The following is a 20,185-nucleotide window of genomic DNA, read 5'->3' on the forward strand; positions in this document are numbered from 1 at the left end:
CCGGTCGTCGAACCATGGAGTCTGGAATGTCGATCGTCGTCCGCGACGTGCGCGAGCACGAGCTGGATTCCGTCCTTGCCCTCAACAATGCCGCCGGGCCCGCGATCCTTCCCCTGGATGCGGCGAGATTGCGTTACTTCTTCGACCGCGCCGAGTACTTCCGGGTTGCCGAACGCGATGGCTCGCTGGCCGGCTTCCTGATTGGCATGGGCAGCGCCAGCGACCACGACAGCAGCAACTTCCGCTGGTTCTGTGAGCGTTACCCGAATTTCTTCTACATCGACCGCATCGTCGTCGCCAGCCGCCGCCGCGGCGGCGGCGTCGGCCGCGCGTTCTATGCCGACGCGCAAAGCTACGCCGAACTGCGCTACCCCCAGATGGCCTGCGAGGTGTTCCTCGAAGGCACCAACGACCCGGTGCTGCTGTTCCACGGCAGCTTCGGGTTCCGCGAGGTCGGCCAGCACGTGATGCCCGAGGCGGACATGCGCGCGGCGATGCTGATGAAGCAGCTGTGCAGCCACGCCTGGGTGCACGAGACCTACGGCGACGCCCTGCCGAAGCTGCCATGGGTGTTGCAGCCGCGCGTCGCGTCGGCGCCACTGGCCCAGCGTCCGACCGGGACGTGCTCGTGAGTGCGGCGCTGGATTACGAGCAGGCGGGCGAACTCAAGATCGGCCAGGTCGGCATCGCCAACCTCCGCATCCGCACCCTCGACGTCGCGCGCCTGGTCGACGAGATGCGCGGCCGCGTGCAGCGCGCGCCGAAGCTGTTCAGCCGCGCCGCGGTCGTGCTCGATTTCGGCGGGCTGACGCAGACCCCCGACGCGGCGACTGTGCGCAGCCTGATCGACGGTCTGCGCGACGCCGGCGTGCTGCCGGTGGCGCTCGCCTACGGCACCAGCGAAACCGAACGCCTGGCCGAGGCGATCGGCCTGCCGCTGCTGGCCAAGTTCCGCGCGCAGTACGAACGCGGCGACGATGCCGCGAGCGTGGCAGGGACTGCCGCTCCGGCAACCGCTGTCGCCGCCCAAGCCGCTCCCGCCAGGGCACCGGCCGCCGCCGCGGCACCGCCGAAGACCGCTCCGACGCCCGCGGCCGGCAATCCCGGCATGATGCATGCGGCCCCGGTGCGCTCGGGCCAGCAGATCTACGCCGACAACCGCGACCTCACCGTGCTGACCGCGGTCGGCGCGGGCGCGGAAGTGATCGCCGACGGCTCGATCCACATCTACGGTCCATTGCGCGGTCGCGCACTGGCCGGCGCGCAGGGCAACGAACACGCCCGGATCTTCTGCCGCGAGTTCCATGCCGAACTCGTGGCGATCGCCGGGCACTACAAGGTGCTGGAAGACATACCCAAGAACCTGCGCGGCAAGGCCGTGCAGGTCTGGCTCGAAGACGAGCAGATCAACATCGCGGCATTGGACACTTGATGACCGCGAAACCGGGCATCCTGCCGCGGTTCGCGGTAACCCACACCCGGCCAAGCCGGGCGTGGGTTACGTTGTATCGCTGGCGCGATTCAACGCCGGCACATCCATGTGCCGGTACCGCCCATCAATTTTGGAGGATTTGAACTTGACCGAAATCATCGTAGTCACCTCGGGCAAGGGCGGCGTCGGCAAGACCACGACCAGTGCCAGCCTCGCTTGCGGCCTTGCCCGCCGCGGCCACAAGGTCGCCGTCATCGACTTCGACGTCGGCCTGCGCAACCTCGACCTGATCATGGGTTGCGAGCGCCGCGTGGTGTACGACTTCGTCAACGTCGTCAACGGCGAATCGACGCTCAAGCAGTCGCTGATCAAGGACAAGCGCTTCGACAACCTGTACGTGCTGGCCGCGTCGCAGACCCGTGACAAGGACGCGCTGACCAAGGAAGGCGTGCAGAAGGTGCTCGACGACCTGGTCGCCGATGGCTTCGACTACATCGTGTGCGACTCCCCGGCCGGCATCGAGAAGGGCGCCTACCTGGCGATGTACTTCGCCGACCAGGCCGTGGTGGTGGTCAACCCGGAAGTCTCGTCGGTGCGCGACTCCGACCGCATCCTCGGCCTGCTGGCGTCCAAGACCCGCCGCGCCGAGAACGGCGAGCGCGTCAAGGAGCACCTGCTGCTGACCCGCTACGCGCCCAAGCGCGTCGAAAGCGGCGAGATGCTCAGCGTCGGCGATGTCGAGGAAATCCTCGGCCTCAAGACCGTCGGCGTGATCCCCGAGTCGGGCGACGTGCTGCACGCGTCCAACAAAGGCGAGCCGGTGATCTTGGAAACCGAATCCGATGCCGCCCAGGCGTACGACGACGCGGTGGCGCGCCTGCTGGGCGATCCGCGCCCGATGCGCTTCGTGCAGGTCGAGAAGAAGGGTTTCTTCAGCAAGATGTTCGGAGGTTAAGCCATGGGCCTGTTCGACTTCCTGCTGGTCAAGAAGCAGACCGCCTCCGTCGCCAAGGATCGCCTGCGGATCATCGTCGCCCACGAGCGCGCGAGCCGCGGCGGCCCGGACTACCTGCCGATGCTGCAGCGCGAGCTGCTCGAGGTGATCCGCAAGTACGTCAACGTCGACGTCGACGCGGTCAAGGTCGACCTGCTCGGCGAAGGCGACAACAAGGTGCTCGACATCTCGGTCGCGCTGCCGGAAAACGCCGCGTAGGTCGGGTTTCAACCCGACATCCCGCCGCTGCTGATCGCGAGGAATCGCAATCGCGCGCCGGGGCATCCTGGATGCCACGCATGGCGATGGCGGGTTGCAACCCGCCCTACCAGCCCTTCCTTTGAACCGATGCTCACCCTCGCCGACATCCCTTTCGACGACGTCGCCGCCCTGCTCGCCCGCTACGGCCTGCAGCTGCGGCACGTCGCCGACGGCAAACCGATCCCCGGCAGCTACTGGGGCGAGTGCGAAGCGGGCCTGATCGGCAGCACCGTGCACGCACGCAGCGACACCCCGATCCATTCGCTGCTGCACGAGGCCGCGCACCTGATCGTGCTGCCGCCAGAGCGCCGCGCCGCGGTGCATACCGACGCCACCGATTCGGTCGAGGAAGAGGACGCGGTCTGCGTGCTGCAGGCGTTGCTCGGTGACGAACTGCCCGGGGTCGGCCGCAGCCGCGTGCTCGCCGACATGGACGACTGGGGCTACACGTTCCGGCTCGGATCGGCACGGGCGTACTTCGAGCACGACGCCGACGCCGCGTGGCAGTGGCTGCACGCGCGGGGATTGGCCGATCCGGCCACCCGCAGCCTGCGCGCGCCGGCGCCGACCACCTGCGCCGCCTGAACGGAGCGCGCAAGCGCCCCCACGCCCACAACTTGCGCGGGCCGGTGCGGGCCTCTAGCCTTCGGGAGCTTCGCGCGCTCGCGCGACAGACCGACACGTTCCGGAGAGCCATGACCATGACACCCGTACGCGCGCTGCTTGCGCTCAGCATCACCGCCGCCGTGCTCGGCCTGGCCGGCTGCAAGAAGGAACCCACACCCGCTGGCACCAGCACCACCGCCACCGGCGCGGCCACCGCGCCGGAGGACGAGACCGCCGACCAGTTCATCGCCCGGGTCAACGACGAGTACCGTAAGATGTACCCGGAACTCACCGCCGCGCAGTGGCTGTCCAGCACCTACATCAACGACGACAGCCAGCTGCTGTCGGCCAAGGGCAACGAACGCTACCTCGCCCAGCTCAAGAGCTGGATCGAGCAGTCCAAGCGCTTCGAGGGCCAACAGATGTCGCCGCAGACCGCGCGCGCGATCCGGTTGCTCAAGCTCGCCACCGCGATGCCGCCGCCGAACGACCCAAAGAAGCTCGAAGAACTGACCCAGATCGCCACCAAGATGGAAGGCATGTACGGCGCCGGCGAAGTCTGCAGCGGCGACGGCGAGGCCAAGACCTGCCGCCAGCTCGGTGACCTCGAGGACGTACTGCGCAGCAACCGCGACTACACCGCCCAACTTGAGGCCTGGCAGGGCTGGCACACCATCGCCCAGCCGATGCGCAAGGACTACACGCGCTTCGTCGAGCTGGTCAACGAGGGCGCCAAGGACATGGGCTTTGCCGATGCTGGCGAGATGTGGCGCTCGGGCTACGACATGACGCCGGCCGAGATCGCCGCCGAGACCGATCGCCTGTGGGGCCAGGTCAAGCCGCTGTACGAGCAGTTGCACTGCTACACCGGCACGCGGCTGGACGCCAAGTACGGCGCCGACAAGGGCCACGTCGCCGGCAACATGCTGCCCGCGCACCTGATGGGCAACATGTGGCAGCAGGACTGGGGCAACTTGTGGGACGTGCTCGCGCCGTACCAGAACGCAGGCAGCCTCGACATCTCGGGCACCTTGAACGCGCAGTACCAGAAGATCTACGCCGAGCAGCTGGCCAACCGCGCCGGCGCGGCGACGTCGGGGGAACTGGCGCAGATCGAGCAGGACGCGCAGACGGCCAGCGCCAAGGCGATGACCGAGCGCGCGCAGGACTTCTACACCTCGCTCGGCATGGCCAAGCTGCCCGAGAGCTACTGGGCCAAGACCCAGTTCATCAAGCCGCGCGACCGCGACGTGGTCTGCCACGCCAGCGCCTGGGACATGAACATGGCCGGCGACGTGCGCACCAAGATGTGCATCAAGCCGAACGAGGAAGACTTCACCACCATCTACCACGAGCTCGGCCACGTCTATTACTACCTGGCCTACAACGGCCAGCCGCCGATCTTCCAGCAGGGCGCGCACGACGGCTTCCACGAGGCGATCGGCGACACCATCGTGCTGTCGATGACGCCCAAGTACCTGCAGTCGATTGGTTTGGTCGGCGAGCAGCAGGTCAGCAACGAGGCGCTGATCAACGCGCAGATGCGCATGGCGCTGGCGAAGGTGTCGTTCCTGCCGTTCGGCCTGATGATCGACCGCTGGCGCTGGGGCGTGTTCGACGGCTCGATCAAGCCGGGCGACTACAACAAGGCGTGGTGGGAGCTGAAGGCCAAGTACCAGGGCGTGGCGCCGGTCAGCGCGCGCGGCGAGGAGTTCTTCGACGCCGGCGCCAAGTACCACGTGCCGGGCAACACCCCGTACACGCGCTACTTCCTGTCGCACGTGTTGCAGTTCCAGTTTTACAAGTCGCTGTGCGACGCGGCCGGCTACAAGGGCCCGCTGTACGAGTGCAGCTTCTACGGCAACAAGGCGGCCGGCGCGAAGTTCCAGGCGATGCTGAGCAAGGGCGCCAGCCAGCCGTGGCAGCAGACGATGAAGGAACTCACCGGCGGCGAGAAGATGGACGCCGCCGCGGTGCTCGAGTACTTCGCGCCGCTGCAGACCTGGCTCAAGCAGCAGAACGAAGGCAAGACCTGCGGCTGGAACGCGAGCACCGCCGCCGCGCCCGCGGCACCGGCGCCGAGCAAGGCTCCGGCGGCGACCACCCCGGCCAAGCCTGAGGCGGCGCCGGCAAAGGGCTGATCCTCGCGCTGTCGTGATTGAAAAAGGCCGGCCGATGCCGGCCTTTTTCTTGGAGCGGAAACGCCGCAGGCGGCCGGCTCCTGTAGTGCCGAGCCTGCTCGGCACCGTCATCCGGGCGAAGAGCGCGCCGAGCAGGCTCGGCACTACAAACAGCGGCGTTTCACGGCGTGTCGGATTCGGCCCGGGCGGCGGGGGCGCGCAGGAATTCGCGCAAACACAGGGCAGCGTTTGGCGCGATACTCCTCTGATGAACGCATTCACCGCTGCCCCCACACCGCCGGCCGACCTCGCCGCGCAACCGCTCGACCATGCCACGGCCCTGCCCGCGCGCTTCTACGCCGATCCGGCGATGGTCGCGCTCGACCGCCGCGCGATCTTCGACCGCGGCTGGCAGTTGCTCGCGCACGTGTGCCAGCTCAAGGATCCCGGCGACCACGTCATCGCCGATTTCGCCGGGCTGCCGGTGATCGCGGTGCGCGGCGCCGAGGGCACCATCCGCGTGTTCCACAACGTCTGCCGCCACCGCGCCGGGCCGATCGCGAGCTGCGACGGGCTGGCCGCGAAATCGCTGCGCTGCCGCTACCACGGCTGGACCTACGGCCTCGACGGCGTGCTGAAGTCCGCGCCGGAGATGGGCACGGCACCGGACTTCCATGTTGGCGACGTGCAGCTGCCGCAGCTGGCGGTGCGGGTATGGCAGGGCATGGTGTTCGCGGCAGTCGACGAGGCGCAGGCGCCCGGCTCCAATGCACCATGTTTCGACGCGTTCGTGGCCGGCATCGATGCGCGCGTCGGCGCCGACCGCGACCTGGAAAACTACGGCCACCACCACCGGGTCGGCTACGACGTCGCCTGCAATTGGAAGGTCTACGTCGACAACTACCTCGAGGGCTACCACGTACCGCACATCCACCCCGGGCTCAACAAGCTGCTCGACTACCGCAGCTACGTGACCGACACGGCGCAGTGGTACTCGTACCAGTTCAGCCCGCTGGAGAGCGGCGACGGCCTCTACGGCGACGGCGACGCGCTGTACTACTGGCTGTGGCCGAACACCATGCTCAACATCCTGCCCGGCCGCCTGCAGACCAACCGCGTGGTGCCGATCGGCGTGGACCGGTGCCGGGTCGAGTTCGACTTTTACTACACGCTCGACGAATCCGAGGAAGCCGCGGCGCGGCGACTGGCCGACCTGCGTTTCAGCGACGAGGTGCAGTTCGAGGACCTGACCATTTGCCAGGACGTGCAACGCGGCTTGTCGTCGGGCTCGTACGTGCCCGGCCGGCTCAATCCGCTGCGCGAGAACGCGGTGCACCATTTCCATGAACTGCTGCGCGGTGCCTATCGCGATGCGCTGGCGTGAGTAGCGCCGGCCGCCCGCTGGGCTTCTGGTCCGCCACCGCGCTGGTGGTCGGCAGCATGATCGGCTCCGGCGTGTTCCTGCTGCCGGCCGCGCTCGCCCCGTACGGCGCGGCGAGCCTGCTCGGCTGGTCGGTCACGCTGTGCGGCGCGGTGCTGCTGGCGCTGACGTTCGCCCGGCTGGCGATGCGCTGGCCGCAGAGCGGCGGGCCCTATGTCTATGCACGCAACGCGTTCGGCGAGCTGCCGGGCTTCGTGGTCGCGTGGAGTTACTGGGTGTCGGTGTGGTGCGCCAACGCCGCGATCGCGGTCGCGTTCGCCGGCAGCATCGGCGCGATCTTCCCGGCCGCCACCGCCACGCCCGCACGCGCTGCCGGGTGCGCATTGGCGGCGCTGTGGGCCTGCAGCGCGGTCAACCTGGCCGGGGTGCGCGAGGCCGGCCGCATGCAGCTGTTCACCACGGTGCTGAAGCTGGTACCGCTGGTGCTGTTCGGCGCGATCGCGCTGTGGTTCGTCGACGCGCAGCACCTCACGCCTTTCAACCCCACCGACACCTCCCTGCCGCAGGTCGCGCAGGCGACGGTCGCGTTGACGCTGTGGGCCCTGCTCGGGCTGGAAGCGGCGACCGTGCCGGCCGGCTCGATCGAAAACGCCGAACGCACCGTGCCGCGCGCGACCGTGCTCGGCACCCTGATCGCGGGGCTGGCGACGATCCTCGCCTGCACCGTGGTGATCGGCCTGCTGCCGGCCGAGGTGTTGAAGGACTCGCAGGCACCGATGGCCGATGCCGCCGCGGCGTTGTGGGGGCCGGCCGCCGGGATAGGACTGGCAGCGGTGATGGCGGTGTCGTGCTTCGGCGCGCTCAACGGCTGGGTGCTGGTGTCGGCGCAACTGCCGCTGGCCGCGGCGCGCGACGGCGTGTTCCCGGCGTTCTTCGCCAAGCTCGATGGCCGCGGCACGCCGGTGGCCGGGGTGCTGGTCAGCAGCGCGCTGGCGAGCGTGCTGGTGGTGTCCAACTACAGCCGCTCGCTGGTGCAGGTCTTCACGTTCTCGATCCTGCTGTCAACCGCGGCGACCTTGCTGCCTTACGTGGTCAGCAGCGCGGCATGGCTGTGGCGCGGAGTCGGCGGCAGCCGCTGGATCGCCGCGGCGGCGCTGCTGTACAGCGTCTACGCGCTGTCCGGCATCGGCCGCGAAGCGCTGCTCTGGGGCGGCGTGCTGATCGTTGCCGGCCTGCCGATCCATTTCGTATTGCGGCGTCGCCGCACTTCGTAGATGGGTTGAGCCGGAGGCGATACCCCTCACGTCCTTCGGGGGCACACGATGATGGGTATCGCTGCGCTCAACCCATCCTAGGTTTCTCGGCAGCCGCAATCACGATCGATGCGGTTCGCTTTGCTCACCGCATCCTACGGCGCTACAGCGACTCGCCCGGCACCGTATTGCCGTCGCCGCCCGACACCGCGATGGGCTGCGACGCGCCCGTCTCCCAACGCCAGAACCCCCAGCCGATCGTCAGGAACGCGGTCGCGAACCCCACCAGCCACAGCGCATTGCCGCTGATCAGCGGCGACAGCACGCCGGCGATCAACGCGTTCAGCACCAGGCTGGTGAACGCCTGCAGCGACGACGCCGAACCGCGCTGGCGCGGGTACATGTCGAGGATCGCCAGGGTCACGATCGGAAACACCAGCGCGATGCCGAACGAATTGATCATCATCGGCACCACCGCCCACGGCACCTGCGGCGTGTCGGTCCACAGGTTGTAGCCCAGGCTCAGCGCCATCGCGACCGCCGAACACGCGAAGCCGATGTTGACCTGGCGCTCGCCGCCCATCCGGCCCGCGGTGCGCCCGGACACGAACGCGCCCAGCACCATGCCGCTGATCATCGGCACGAAGAACCAGCCGAACTGGCGTTCGTTGAGCTTGAGGATGTCGAGCACGAACGCCGGCGCCGAGGCGATGTAAAGCCACAGCGCGGCGAAGTTGAACGAACTGGCCGCGGCCAGCCGCTGGAAACGCGGATTGAGGAAGATCGACACGTAGTCGCGCAGCAGCCGCTTCGGCGTCAGCGGCAGGCGCGCGGCCGGCAGGTGCGTTTCCGGCAGCCACCACCACACCGCGACCAGCAGCACCGCCGAGAACGCGACCAGGAACCAGAAGATCGCCGGCCAGTGGCTCCAGCCCAGGATCCAGCCGCCGATCACCGGCGCGATCGCCGGCGCGATACCGAAGATCATCGACACCTGGCTCATCAGCCGTTGCGCGTCGTCGCCGTGCAGCACGTCGCGGATCACCGCGCGGCCGACGATCAGGCCCACGCCCGAACTCAGGCCCTGCAGCGCGCGGAACGCGAGCAGCGTGGTCAGGTCGGTCGACAGCGCGCAGCCCACCGACGCCAGGGTGAACACGAACAGGCCGCCGAGAATCACCCGGCGCCGGCCGATCGCGTCCGACAGCGGCCCGTGCACCACGCTCATCAGCGCGTACGCGATGAGGTACACGCTGATCGTCTGCTGCATCGCCAGCTTGTCGGCACCGAACGCCGCGCCCATCTTCTGGAATGCCGGAAAGATCGTGTCGATCGAGAACGGCCCGAACATCGCCAGGCCACCGAGCAGCAGCGCGAGCCGGCGCAGGGAGAGGGTCGGGGCGTTGGGAGGGGTGGCTGCGCTCATGCTGTCCCTGACGTTCTGTTGCGGCTGTTGCCCTTGCTCCGCAGGAGATTGAAAGGTGCATGACAAGGCATGGTGGGACATTCCCGACGGGAGACCGTAGCAGAGTAACAACGCGCACCGGGACTGGCGCCTGCGATGCGCTAGCCCAGCCAGCCGAACGGGAGAAAGGCCGAGGCACCGTCGGCCGCAACCCGGCGCAACCGTCACGCGCCTTTCGCTGCCGCCTTCTCGATCTTCCGGCGCACGCGGCGCGCGCCTGCCTCGGCGAGCCGACACAGGGCCGAACTGTCGCGCTTGCCGAACAGGGCGTCGTCGCCGCAGTGGTCGCGCAGCAACGAGTAGTCCTGCGCCTCCCCCAGCAGCACCGCGAGCTGCTTGTCGGTGCGCTGGCGCGGCGCCGGCTCACCGATGACCGTTAGCGCGCGTTGCTGCTGCGAGAGCCGCCGCGCACGCCGGCGCCAGCGATGCCAGTCGTTGTCGCGGCCGGTGCTGCGGGCGCGCGCGGCCGCCTTCTCCACCGCCTGCGCGCTGGAGGCGATCGCGCGTCTGGCCTGCGCCATCGCGACCCGGGCCCACGGCAGGTCGGCCATTAGAGTGCGCAGGAACTGCAGCAGTGCGCGCTTCTCGCCGAATCCGGGATCGCGCGCGAGCGCCGACCCGATCGCCGCCACCCTCCCGCGCGCGGCCGCACGGCGGGCGCGCCGAAGCAGCTTGCGCTCGTCCTCCTTCGCGCTGGCCCCGATCAGCCGATCCAGGGTCTCCACCAGCGCCTGCGCATCGCGCGCCGCCGACAGTTGTCGGATCACCGCCCGCAGTTCGCGTTCCAGCACCCCGGACCCGGGCCGCAACGCGGCCCCGCCCAGGTCGAGTGTCGCGCGCACCCGGCGCATGGACTTGCGCGCCTGGTGCACCCCCGTATGCACCCGCGCCCCGGTCCAGCCCAGGCACTCGATCGCACGGCCCAGCTCCGCCTCGGCGTAAGCCCGCAGCGCTGCGCCTGCCGCGACATCGGTTTCGGCAACGGCAGTGGCCATGGCGTCCGGGCTGAATGGGGGTGCCAAGGATGCGGGTTTCGCCGCCTCGCCGTAGCGCCGTTTCGACCGTCGCCGATGAACGGTCGAACGCGCAACCGAAGACGCCCCGGCGCAGGCCCAGCGGCTATAATCGGCCGCGAAAAGCACGTGGTGGGAGAAGCGGGCCAGCCTGGTACAGGCGGGACCGCTGCCGAAGACGCAACGCCCGTAATCGCTCAGGCCCCCATACCACCGCGCGCAGACACTCTGGAGAGACCGGTCGGCCTTATGGGCTTGGGCCGGCGCCGAAGGGGCACGAACCGCACCGCCAGCATCCATCGCCGGCCGCGCTTCCAAACTCTCAGGCAAAAGGACAGAGGGGCGCCCGCGTGCGGCATCGCACGTCACCTCCGCGGACACCCCTGCCATGAGCCAGTCGCCCCTGTCTTCTCCGTCGTCGCTGCGCGACCTCGAGCACCACGACGCCTTCCTCGAGCGCCACATCGGCCCCAACGACGCCGAGATCGCGCACATGCTCAGCGCCGTCGGCTACGACAGCCTCGACGAGATGACCGACGCGATCGTGCCGGGCAAGATCAAGTCGCCGACCGCGCTCGCGCTGCCCGCGCCGGTCAGCGAGGTCGAGGCGCTCGCCAAGATCCGCGTCATCGCCGACAAGAACCAGGTGTTCCGCAGCTTCATCGGCCAGGGCTATTCCGGTACCCACACGCCGAACGTCATCCTGCGCAACATCCTCGAGAACCCCGCCTGGTACACGGCGTACACGCCGTACCAGGCCGAGATCTCGCAGGGCCGGATGGAAGCGCTGATCAACTTCCAGACCATGTGCGCCGACCTCACCGGCATGGAGATCGCCAACGCCTCGCTGCTCGACGAAGCCACCGCCGCGGCCGAGGCGATGACCCTGGCCAAGCGCTCGGCCAAGTCGAAGTCGAACGTGTTCTACGTCTCCAGCGGCGTGCACCCGCAGACCCTGGAAGTGCTGCGCACGCGCGCCGAGCCGCTCGATATCGAACTCGTCATCGGCGACGACGCCGCGGCGATCGACACCGACGCGTTCGGCGTGCTGCTGCAGTACCCCGACACCTTCGGCCGGGTCGGCGATTACCAGGCGCTCAGCGACGCGGTGCACGCGCGCGGTGGCCTGGTCGCGGTCGCCACCGACCTGCTTGCGCTGACCCTGCTCAAGGCGCCGGGCGAATGGGGTGCCGACATCGTGGTCGGCAACTCGCAGCGCTTCGGCGTGCCGTTCGGTTTCGGCGGCCCGCACGCGGCATTCATGGCCTGCCGCGACGCCTACAAGCGCTCGATGCCCGGCCGCCTGATCGGCGTGTCGGTGGACGCCGAAGGCAAGCCCGCCTACCGCCTGACCCTGCAGACCCGCGAGCAGCACATCCGCCGCGAGAAGGCGACCAGCAACATCTGCACCGCGCAGGTGCTGCTGGCGGTGATGGCCAGCATGTACGCGGTCTACCACGGCCCCGACGGCCTCACCCGCATCGCGCGCCGCACGCACCGGCTGGCCGCGATCCTGGCCGGCGCGCTGCGCGACGCCGGCGTCGCCGTCGGCAGCGATTTCTTCGACACCCTGCACGTGACCGGCGTGGATGCCACCGCCCTGCACACCAAGGCGGGCAACTCCCGGATCAACCTGCGTGCCATCGACGGCAGCAGCGTCGGCATCAGCTGCGACGAGACCACCACGCGCGAGGACGTGATCCACCTGGCCGGCCTGTTCGGTGCCGAGATCGCCGACATCGACGCGCTCGACGCCGCCACCGCCGACGCCCTGCCCGCCGCCCTGCGTCGCCAGTCGAAGTTCCTGCAGCACCCGGTGTTCAATACCCACCACAGCGAGCACGAGATCCTGCGCTACATGCGCGCGCTCGCCGACAAGGACCTGGCGATGGATCGCACCATGATCCCGCTGGGCAGCTGCACCATGAAGCTCAACGCCACCGCCGAGATGATCCCGGTGACCTGGCCGGAGTTCGGCAACATCCACCCGCTCGCGCCGGCCGCGCAGGCGACCGGCTACAAGCAGCTGATCGACGAACTCGAGGCGATGCTGGTCGAGTGCACCGGCTACGACGCGGTCAGCCTGCAGCCCAACTCCGGCGCGCAGGGCGAGTACGCAGGCCTGCTCGCGATCCGCGCCTACCACCGCTCGCGCGGCGACGAGCAGCGCGACATCTGCCTGATCCCCGAATCCGCGCACGGCACCAACCCGGCCTCGGCGCAGATGTGCGGCATGCAGGTCGTGGTGACCAAGTGCGACGCCAACGGCAACGTCGACGTCGACGACATCCGCCGCGCCGCGGAGAAATACTCCGCGCGCCTAGCCGCGCTGATGATCACCTACCCGTCCACGCACGGCGTGTTCGAGGAGGACATCGTCGAGATCTGCGAGATCGTCCACCAGCACGGCGGCCAGGTGTACACCGACGGCGCCAACATGAACGCCCTTGTCGGCGTCGCCAAGCCCGGCAAATGGGGCTCGGACGTGTCGCACCTCAACCTGCACAAGACCTTCTGCATCCCGCACGGCGGCGGCGGGCCAGGGGTTGGCCCGTGCGCGGTGAAGTCGCACCTCGCGCCGTTCCTGCCACGGGCACTGGGCAGCGACGGCCTGCGCACGCAGGGCGTGGGCAACGGCGATGTCGGCATGGTCAGCGCGGCGAGCTTCGGCAGTGCCAGCATCCTGCCGATCAGCTGGATGTACATCACCCTGATGGGCACGAATGGTTTGCGCAAGGCCACGCAGGTCGCCCTGCTCAACGCCAACTACATCGCCAAGCGCCTGGCACCGCACTACGAGACGCTGTACACCGGCCGCAATGGCCTGGTCGCGCACGAGTGCATCCTCGACCTGCGCCCGCTCAAGGACGCCACCGGCATCGGCGCCGAGGACGTGGCCAAGCGCCTGATCGATTTCGGCTTCCACGCCCCGACCCTGAGCTTCCCGGTCGCCGGCACGCTGATGGTCGAACCGACCGAGAGCGAGTCGCAGCACGAGCTCGACCGCTTCATCGACGCGATGATCCAGATCCGCGACGAGATCCGCGCCGTGGCCGACGGCAAGCTCGACCGCGAGGACAACCCGCTCAAGCACGCGCCGCACACCGCGGCGATGGTCAGCGCCAGCGAGTGGACCCACGCCTACCCGCGCGAGCTGGCCGCGTTCCCGCTCGCGAGCCTGCGCCAGCAGAAGTACTGGCCGCCGGTCGCGCGCGTCGACAACGTGCACGGCGACAAGAACGTGTTCTGCAGCTGCATCCCGATCAACGACTTCACGGGCGAGATCGAGGCGTTCAGCGAACCGAACGTGGCCTAGGCCGCGCCGTTCGCGTCGCAACACCCAAGGCCCCGCACACGCGGGGCCTTTTTCTTGGCGCCAAAAGCCGGTCGCCGACGGCCGTGACTTCCGGGCCATTGCCATCTACTAATGCAGTAGTACTATCCACTTCGTACCCAGGAGACAACATGTCGGCACCCCATCCCACCGAAGGCGAACTGGCGATCCTGCGCGTGCTGTGGTCGCGCCAGGAGCCGATGACCGTGCGCGAGGTCCACGGCGTGCTCTCGCGCGACAAGGACACCGCGTACACAACGGTGCTGAAGATGCTGACGATCATGGCCGACAAGGGCCTGGTCCGCCGCGACGAGTCCGAACGCAGCCATACCTATGCGACGGTGCATGCCGAGCCGGTGGTGCAAGCCTCGCTGCTGCAGGACCTGATGCGGCGGGCGTTCTCCGGGTCGGCGCTGACCCTGGTGCAGCGCGCGCTGGATGCCGATAGCGCGAGCGCCGAAGAGCTCGATGCGATGTCCAAGCTGATCGCCCAAGCCAAGGCGAAGCGGAAGCGCGGCTGATGGAAGCCTTGGCCATCCTCCAGTTCGGCTTCGCGCCCGCGCTGGCCTCGGCGCTGCTGCATGCGCTGTGGCAGGACGCGCTGCTGGCGGTCGCGGCCTGGTGCGCGCTCGCGGCCATGGCGCGGGCGAGCGCGGCGCTGCGACACACGGTGGCGATGGGCTTCCTGGTGGCGATGGTGCTGGTGCCGGCGGTAGCGTTCCTGCGTTTCTGGCAGCAGCCAGGCACGCAGGTGAACGCCGGGCTGGTGCCGGCGATGACGGCGCCGCGGATCGACGCGATCCCCGGCGTGTTCGTGCAGGAGTCGGGGCCGGTCGCCGGCGTGCTGACCCTGCTCTGGCTGCTGGGCGTGCTGCTGATGCTGCTGCGCCACTGCGGTGGCCTGCAGTTCGTCGGTGCGCTGGCGCGACGGCCGTACACCGCGCTGCCGCAGGAATGGCAGCAGCGCGTCGACGCGCTGCAACGCGCGCTGGGGATCTCGCGCGCGGTCACGGTGCGGTTGGCGCAGGACGTGGTGGCGCCGTTCACCGCCCGCCTGCTGCGGCCGGTGATCTGGCTGCCCCTTTCGCTGCTGGCGCGGCTGCCGGCGGAACAACTCGAAGCGCTGCTCGCGCACGAGCTCGCGCACATCCGCCGCCTCGATTGGCTCTGGAACGGCGTGCAGTGCGTGATCGAAGCGTTGCTGTTCTTCCACCCCGGCGTGTGGTGGCTGGGCCGGCGCATCCGCCGGGAGCGCGAGCACGCCTGTGACGATCTTGCGGTGGCGGTCTGCGGGGACGCCATCGCCCTGGCCGAGGCGCTGGTCGCGCTGGAACGTCAGCGGCCGTCCTTCCCGCGCCTTGTTCTTGCAGCCCAGGGAGGCTCTCTCATGCAACGCATTACTCGGTTGTTGTCCGGCTCGCGCTCTTCCGGCCCGCCGTCGCGAGGCCGCGTGGCCGCGCGGATTGGTTTGGTCGTCCTGCTCGCCAGCGGCGTGCTGCTGGTGTCGCAGGTCGGCATCGGCGGTTCGCGCCCCGGCATCCGCATCACCTCCAGCACCGACGGCGTGCTCGGCCCCGGCGACGTGCGGGAGATCACCGCCAAGGGGCTCGACAAGGAGCGCAGCTACCGCGCGAGCGTCGATGCGCAGGGCCGACTGTCCGAGGTCTATCGCGAGAACGGCCAAGTGCGTCCGATCGATGGCCGCGTCCGCGCCTGGGTCAGCGAAGTCACGCGCCTGAGCGTTGCGCCGCCGCCGTTGCCACCGATGCCGCCGATGCCGCCCACCGCGGCGCTGCCGCCCTTGCCCCCCGCGCCGCCACCGCCGCCGGAAGTCGCCGAGAGCGCCGTGTTCCAGTCGCTGCTGCGCGTGGTCGCGGCCGATCCCGGCGTGGTCGCCAAACTCGGCAGCCCGGTCGTGTTGGCCGGGAACGACGTGAGTGGCCGCATCGATTTCGACGATGCCGGTGGCGACGTGGATGTGAGCTTTGCGCTGCGCGGGCCGAAGGGCCGTGCGGACGTGCAGGTCGAGGCGCAATTCGACGATGGCCAGTGGTCGCTGGACCCGGTGGTGTTCGCAAGCGCCGTCCACTGACTTTTGTTTGCCCCGAAGTACTAATCAACTAGTAGACACCCCCGCGGCCTTGCCGCTTTACCAGGAAGGTTTTTATGACCACTCGCCACACGCTTGCCGCGGCCCTGCTGCTGTCCCTCGCCGCCCTCGCCCCCCTTCTCGCCGCGGCCGAGGACGGGCCGCCGCCGCAGCCGATCGACGCGAAGGCGCGCAAAGCGGTGATCGCCGCGCTCGGCACCAAGCTGCAGGCCAACTACGTGTTCCCCGACGTCGCCACCGCGCTGTCGGCGCAGCTCGCGGCCAAGGAAGCCAGCGGCGGCTACGCGCAAGCCAGGGACAGCGTCGCGTTCGGCGAGGCGCTGACCCAAGACCTGCGCGAGCTGGGCAAGGACGGGCATTTCAAGGTCGAGTTCGCGCCGGGCTTCGACCCCGGCCCCGGCAGCACCGTTGCGCCCAAGGTGCCCAGCGCCGAGGAAGTCGCCGCCGGGCGCGCCGAAATGGCGAAGCACAGCTACGGCATCGAGCGCGTGGCGCGGCTGCCCGGCAATGTCGGCTACCTCGAGATCCGCGGCTTCGGCCCGACCGAACTGGTCGCCGAGGCGTACACCGCGGCGATGACCCTGCTCGCCGGCAGCGACGCGCTGGTCGTCGACCTGCGTCGCAACGGCGGCGGCGAGCCGTCGAGCGTGGCGCACCTGATGAGCCACTTCTTCGCCGCCGGCGACGTGCGCCACCTCAACGACATCTACACCCGGCCAACCGATTCGACTCAGCAGTACTGGACCAATCCGTCGGTGCCGGTGCGCTACACCGGGCCGGTCTACGTGCTGACGTCCAAGCGCACGTTCTCCGGCGGCGAGGAAGCGGCGTACGACTTCCAGACCCAGAAGCGCGCCACCCTGGTCGGCGAGACCACCGGCGGCGGCGCCAACCCCGGCGACATGATCGCGATCGCCGAAGGCTTCGCCGCCTTCATCCCGACCGGGCGCGCGATCAACCCGATCACCCGGACCAACTGGGAACACGTCGGGGTCAAGCCGGACGTCGCGGTGCCGGCGACTGACGCGATGAAGACCGCCTACAGCGCGATCCTCACCGCCCTGGTCGCGAAGGCCACCGACCTGGACGAACGCGCCGCCCTCGCGGACACGCTGGCCCGCGCCGGGAAGGGCGAGATCGAGCTGCCGGGATACATCCCGCGCCGTTGAAGCAGCCGCCGTGCACGCAGGCGCCGTGCAGGCAATCGGCCGAGCCGGCCCAGGCGCCGCTCGCCGTAGCGTGCACTGCGGCAGCACCCAAAAGCCCCGCATCGCGGGGCTTTTTTTGCTCTCGTAGGATGGGTGGAGAGAAGCGATACCCATCACGCCGTATGGGCTCGCGATGAGTCGGGTGGGCTCGCGATGATGGGTATCGCCCGCGTCTCCACCCATCCTACGGTCCCCACGCAGTCGGCCGCCCGCCGACGCGCCAACACTCACCGCTCACCGTGCCAACGTCACCCACGTCGGCGCGTGATCGCTGGCTTTCTCCAGGCCGCGCACCCAGCGGTCGACGCCGGCGTCGCGCAGCCGCGCCGCCAGCGGCGGGTTCAACAGCAGGTGGTCGATCCGCAGCCCGGCATTGCGCGGCCAGTGCTGGCGGAAGTAATCCCAGAACGTGTAGATCCGCTCGCCCGGATGGCGCGCGCGCAGCGCGTCGGTCCAGCCCTGCCCCAGCAGCTCCTCGTAGCACGCGCGGCTCTGCGGTTGCAGCAGCGCGTCCTTGCGCCACGACTTCGGGTCGTAGATGTCCAGGTCGGTCGGCACCACGTTGTAGTCGCCGGCCAGCACCACCGGGTGGCCGCAATCCACCAGCGCGCGCGCATGCGCGATCAGCCGCGCGAACCAGCGCAGCTTGTAGTCGAACTTCGGCCCCGGCTGCGGGTTGCCGTTGGGCAGGTACAGGCAGCCGACCATGATTCCGTGCGCCGCCGCCTCGAGGTAGCGGCTGTGGTCGTCGCGCGGGTCGCCGGGCAGCACGCGCCGGCTTTCGATCGGGTCGTCGCCCCTGGCCAGGATCGCGACCCCGTTCCACGACGGCTGGCCGTGCCACAGCGCGCCGTAGCCCGCCGCGCGGATCGCGTCGATCGGGAACGCCGCGTCGGTCGCCTTCAGCTCCTGCAGGCAGGCGATGTCGGGCGCCTCGGTCTGCAGCCACTGCAACAGCTGCGGCAGGCGCGGCCGGATGCCGTTGACGTTGTAGCTGGCGACCTTCAGCAGTTTCCGCGCCATGGCCTTCTCCTTTGCGCAGGTGTCGCCGGTGCTGCTGGCGTGACCCGCCGCTCACGGATGCCAGCCTAGGCTGGACTGCCGTCAGCGAGGCGTGCACGTCTTGAACACCTCCATCGTTCCCGCATACCCCACCGCGCACACCACCGCGCACGCCGCGACCCGGCGCAGGCCGCGCTGATGTCGCCCGACCTGATCGGCTGGGGCGCATCGGCGGTCCTGATCGCGACCCTGGTGCGGCAGATCCATACCCAGTCGAAGGACGAGAACGCCAAGGGCGTCTCGCGCTGGCTGTTCGCCGGGCAGATCCTCGCCTCGCTGGGCTTTATCGCCTACAGCTGGATGCTGCATAACTGGGTGTTCATCGTCACCAACACGATCATCCTGCTGACCGCGATCACCGGCCAGGTCATGGTGGCCCGCAAGCGGCGCTAGCTTCGGCTTCGGCTTCCGATGTCGCCGCGCGCCGAAACTCACCGCGCGGTGTCGGCCAGCCGTCACCGCGGCGCCTTCACCCCCCGGCTGACCCATTCACGTTTCCTCCCTGCCGGCGCGGTAGTTTGTCGACACGCACGGCGGTAGACCGGATTCGTCCGCTACTCGCCGGGGGAGCGGCGGCTTGGCCCGCGCTGGACTCCCTTCCCGTCCACGCCGGCCCGGCGCTTTCCGAGCGAATGGCACGCCTCTTGCAGCGAGCCGCCCATGCAGATCTCCGAGACCTCCCGCGACGTGTCCAGCAGCCCGCTGCTCGCCCCGGTGCGCCGTTTCCTGACCCGCCGTTCGGTGCTCGGCCTGAGCAGTAACGAGCGGCGCATGCTGGTCGAGGCGCAGGTCGTCGCCACCCGCCCGATCATCAGCGGCGTGCTGATCAGTGGCGCGGTGATCCTGGCGATGACCGGCCTGTTCGAAGCGTTCGGCGTCGCGCCGGGCATCGGCTACCCGTGGTGGGTGATCGAACTGGTTGCCTTGGCGATTGCCGGCTGTGGCCTGGCCGTCTGGCACATCGCCGACTGGAAGCCGCGCCTGGCCTTGACGCTGTTCGCCACGCTGCTGCTGGGCGTGTTCCTGTCGGTGCCGGTGCCCGGCATCGGTGGCCAACTGGCGATCCGCACCGGCCTGTTCCAGCTGCTGCCGATCGCGTTGCTGGTGTTGCTGGTGCGGCCATGGTCGATCGTCAGCATGGTCGCGTTGATGCTCGGGCTGGCCTACGTGCGCATCGCGCTGCACGGACCGCCGCCGGCGGGCGCGGCGCTGTACTGGCTGTACACCTTCACCACCGTCGGCTTCGGCCTGCTGATGGGCGGCTACCGCATCGACTATGCGGTGTCGTCGCTGCAGCTGCGCCGGCGGCTGTGGCAGCAGGCGCACACCGACGCCCTCACCGGCCTGCTCAACCGCGCCGGCTGGAACCGCGAAGCGGGCAAGGCCTACGCCGACGCGGTCGCGCGCGGGCAGTCGGTGAGCTTCGTGTTCTTCGACATCGACTTCTTCAAGTCGGTCAACGACCTGCACGGCCACGATGCCGGCGACCGCGTGCTGCAGACGCTCGGCCGCATCCTCGCCCAACGCATCGGCGGCGGCAGCTACTGCGCGCGCCTGGGCGGCGAGGAGTTCGTGGTGATGGTCGTCGACCAGCAGCCGGAGCAGGTGGAGTCGTTCGTGATGCGCGTGCGCGCCGAGTTCGAGAAGGCCAGCGAGTTCGCCACCCGGGTNGCGCGGACATGGCCCTGTACGAGGCCAAGGCCACGGGCCGAGACCGCTTCGTCGTCAGCCGCGCCTGGATGCGGCCGCAGGGCGCGACGCCCGAGCCGGCCGACGTTCGACCTTCGTAGGATGGGTTGAGCGACGCGATACCCATCGCGTTGCGTGGATTCGCGATGATGGGTATCGCCTGCGGCTCAACCCATCCTACGTTTCGCTACGTTCCGTCCACACAGCGCGACGCCCGCACAAGGCGGGCGCCGCAGGTGACACAGTGAGCGTTGCGT

17 protein-coding genes and 2 riboswitches are annotated in these 20,185 nt (G+C 69.2%); of the genes, 14 read left to right on the forward strand and 3 right to left on the reverse strand.

The genetic code is table 11. The features are described from left to right. Positions 1-26: 26 nt before the first annotated feature. From ACFQZQ_RS13845 to ACFQZQ_RS13880, 8 genes are all read left to right on the forward strand, one after another. Positions 27-632: a GNAT family N-acetyltransferase gene (locus ACFQZQ_RS13845; protein WP_386813514.1), complete on the forward strand. Its 606-nt coding sequence runs from the start codon at positions 27-29 to the stop codon at positions 630-632. Beyond that, on the forward strand, positions 629-1,432 hold the full coding sequence (gene minC / locus ACFQZQ_RS13850) for a septum site-determining protein MinC (protein ID WP_386813675.1): 804 nt from the start codon (positions 629-631) through the stop codon (positions 1,430-1,432). The genes ACFQZQ_RS13845 and minC overlap by 4 nt, the downstream gene beginning before the upstream one ends. Positions 1,433-1,577: 145 nt before the next feature. Continuing rightward, positions 1,578-2,387 (forward strand): septum site-determining protein MinD, encoded by an 810-nt coding sequence (minD, locus tag ACFQZQ_RS13855; RefSeq protein ID WP_386813515.1) that lies wholly within the window; start codon positions 1,578-1,580, stop codon positions 2,385-2,387. A gap of 3 nt (positions 2,388-2,390) precedes the next feature. Next, a complete protein-coding gene (gene minE / locus ACFQZQ_RS13860; protein ID WP_386813516.1) occupies positions 2,391-2,645 on the forward strand; it encodes a cell division topological specificity factor MinE in 255 nt (84 codons plus the stop codon). Between the two features lie 129 nt (positions 2,646-2,774). Beyond that, positions 2,775-3,272 carry a hypothetical protein gene (locus ACFQZQ_RS13865; RefSeq protein WP_386813517.1) on the forward strand — a complete coding sequence of 166 codons (498 nt, stop codon included), beginning with the start codon at positions 2,775-2,777 and terminating at the stop codon, positions 3,270-3,272. Positions 3,273-3,388: 116 nt separating this feature from the next. Continuing rightward, positions 3,389-5,434, forward strand: a complete 2,046-nt coding sequence (locus ACFQZQ_RS13870) for a M2 family metallopeptidase (protein ID WP_386813518.1) — start codon at positions 3,389-3,391, stop codon at positions 5,432-5,434. A gap of 247 nt (positions 5,435-5,681) precedes the next feature. Next, entirely contained in the window at positions 5,682-6,797 is a 1,116-nt protein-coding gene (locus ACFQZQ_RS13875) for an aromatic ring-hydroxylating oxygenase subunit alpha (RefSeq protein ID WP_386813519.1), read from the forward strand. Next, positions 6,794-8,068: an APC family permease gene (locus tag ACFQZQ_RS13880; protein ID WP_386813520.1), complete on the forward strand. Its 1,275-nt coding sequence runs from the start codon at positions 6,794-6,796 to the stop codon at positions 8,066-8,068. Before ACFQZQ_RS13875 ends, ACFQZQ_RS13880 begins: the two co-directional genes overlap by 4 nt. A 142-nt stretch (positions 8,069-8,210) precedes the next feature. Here the strand turns inward: ACFQZQ_RS13880 and ACFQZQ_RS13885 are convergent, their stop codons facing one another. After that, positions 8,211-9,473 (reverse strand): multidrug effflux MFS transporter, encoded by a 1,263-nt coding sequence (locus tag ACFQZQ_RS13885; RefSeq protein ID WP_386813521.1) that lies wholly within the window; start codon positions 9,471-9,473, stop codon positions 8,211-8,213. A gap of 203 nt (positions 9,474-9,676) precedes the next feature. Next, complete coding sequence (locus ACFQZQ_RS13890) at positions 9,677-10,654, reverse strand: CHAD domain-containing protein (RefSeq protein WP_386813522.1); 978 nt, start codon at positions 10,652-10,654, stop codon at positions 9,677-9,679. Next, a riboswitch (glycine riboswitch) is annotated at positions 10,649-10,748 on the forward strand. (Overlaps the previous gene by 6 nt.) Position 10,749: 1 nt before the next feature. Next, positions 10,750-10,867: riboswitch (glycine riboswitch) on the forward strand. A gap of 46 nt (positions 10,868-10,913) precedes the next feature. On the opposite strand from ACFQZQ_RS13890, the gene gcvP reads away from it, so the two are divergent. The 4 genes from gcvP (at position 10,914) to ACFQZQ_RS13910 (ending at position 17,138) form a co-directional block, all read left to right on the forward strand. Further along, on the forward strand, positions 10,914-13,841 hold the full coding sequence (gene gcvP / locus ACFQZQ_RS13895) for an aminomethyl-transferring glycine dehydrogenase (RefSeq protein WP_386813523.1): 2,928 nt from the start codon (positions 10,914-10,916) through the stop codon (positions 13,839-13,841). Positions 13,842-13,990: 149 nt separating this feature from the next. Beyond that, the gene (locus tag ACFQZQ_RS13900) at positions 13,991-14,380 is read left to right on the forward strand and encodes a BlaI/MecI/CopY family transcriptional regulator (protein ID WP_386813524.1); all 390 of its coding nucleotides are present in this window, start codon (positions 13,991-13,993) and stop codon (positions 14,378-14,380) included. Beyond that, entirely contained in the window at positions 14,380-15,951 is a 1,572-nt protein-coding gene (locus ACFQZQ_RS13905; protein WP_386813525.1) for a cytochrome c oxidase assembly factor Coa1 family protein, read from the forward strand. The genes ACFQZQ_RS13900 and ACFQZQ_RS13905 overlap by 1 nt, the downstream gene beginning before the upstream one ends. A gap of 74 nt (positions 15,952-16,025) precedes the next feature. Beyond that, positions 16,026-17,138 (forward strand): S41 family peptidase, encoded by a 1,113-nt coding sequence (locus ACFQZQ_RS13910; protein WP_386813526.1) that lies wholly within the window; start codon positions 16,026-16,028, stop codon positions 17,136-17,138. A gap of 273 nt (positions 17,139-17,411) precedes the next feature. Here ACFQZQ_RS13910 and xth read toward each other — a convergent pair whose 3' ends face one another. Further along, entirely contained in the window at positions 17,412-18,200 is a 789-nt protein-coding gene (gene xth / locus ACFQZQ_RS13915; RefSeq protein ID WP_386813527.1) for an exodeoxyribonuclease III, read from the reverse strand. Positions 18,201-18,377: 177 nt separating this feature from the next. On the opposite strand from xth, the gene ACFQZQ_RS13920 reads away from it, so the two are divergent. Together ACFQZQ_RS13920 and ACFQZQ_RS14875 are read left to right on the forward strand one after the other, a co-directional pair. After that, positions 18,378-18,632, forward strand: a complete 255-nt coding sequence (locus ACFQZQ_RS13920; RefSeq protein WP_386813528.1) for a hypothetical protein — start codon at positions 18,378-18,380, stop codon at positions 18,630-18,632. An 861-nt stretch (positions 18,633-19,493) separates the two neighbouring features. Continuing rightward, positions 19,494-20,039, forward strand: a complete 546-nt coding sequence (locus tag ACFQZQ_RS14875) for a GGDEF domain-containing protein (protein WP_449284331.1) — start codon at positions 19,494-19,496, stop codon at positions 20,037-20,039. The last annotated feature ends 146 nt before the right edge of the window (positions 20,040-20,185 follow it).

Source organism: Lysobacter koreensis (assembly GCF_042677045.1).
Lineage (GTDB): Bacteria > Pseudomonadota > Gammaproteobacteria > Xanthomonadales > Xanthomonadaceae > Lysobacter_K > Lysobacter_K koreensis.

Bases quoted from the DNA above. Each gene is read 5' to 3' on its own strand.
- ACFQZQ_RS13885 (WP_386813521.1), bottom strand. From the start codon at position 9,473: ATGAGCGCAGCCACCCCTCCCAACGCCCCGACCCTCTCCCTGCGCCGG.
- ACFQZQ_RS13920 (WP_386813528.1), top strand. From the start codon at position 18,378: ATGTCGCCCGACCTGATCGGCTGGGGCGCATCGGCGGTCCTGATCGCG.
- ACFQZQ_RS13865 (WP_386813517.1), top strand. From the start codon at position 2,775: ATGCTCACCCTCGCCGACATCCCTTTCGACGACGTCGCCGCCCTGCTC.
- ACFQZQ_RS13910 (WP_386813526.1), top strand. From the start codon at position 16,026: ATGACCACTCGCCACACGCTTGCCGCGGCCCTGCTGCTGTCCCTCGCC.
- ACFQZQ_RS13875 (WP_386813519.1), top strand. From the start codon at position 5,682: ATGAACGCATTCACCGCTGCCCCCACACCGCCGGCCGACCTCGCCGCG.
- xth (WP_386813527.1), bottom strand. From the start codon at position 18,200: ATGGCGCGGAAACTGCTGAAGGTCGCCAGCTACAACGTCAACGGCATC.
- ACFQZQ_RS13870 (WP_386813518.1), top strand. From the start codon at position 3,389: ATGACACCCGTACGCGCGCTGCTTGCGCTCAGCATCACCGCCGCCGTG.
- gcvP (WP_386813523.1), top strand. From the start codon at position 10,914: ATGAGCCAGTCGCCCCTGTCTTCTCCGTCGTCGCTGCGCGACCTCGAG.
- minE (WP_386813516.1), top strand. From the start codon at position 2,391: ATGGGCCTGTTCGACTTCCTGCTGGTCAAGAAGCAGACCGCCTCCGTC.
- ACFQZQ_RS13900 (WP_386813524.1), top strand. From the start codon at position 13,991: ATGTCGGCACCCCATCCCACCGAAGGCGAACTGGCGATCCTGCGCGTG.
- ACFQZQ_RS13905 (WP_386813525.1), top strand. From the start codon at position 14,380: ATGGAAGCCTTGGCCATCCTCCAGTTCGGCTTCGCGCCCGCGCTGGCC.
- ACFQZQ_RS13845 (WP_386813514.1), top strand. From the start codon at position 27: ATGTCGATCGTCGTCCGCGACGTGCGCGAGCACGAGCTGGATTCCGTC.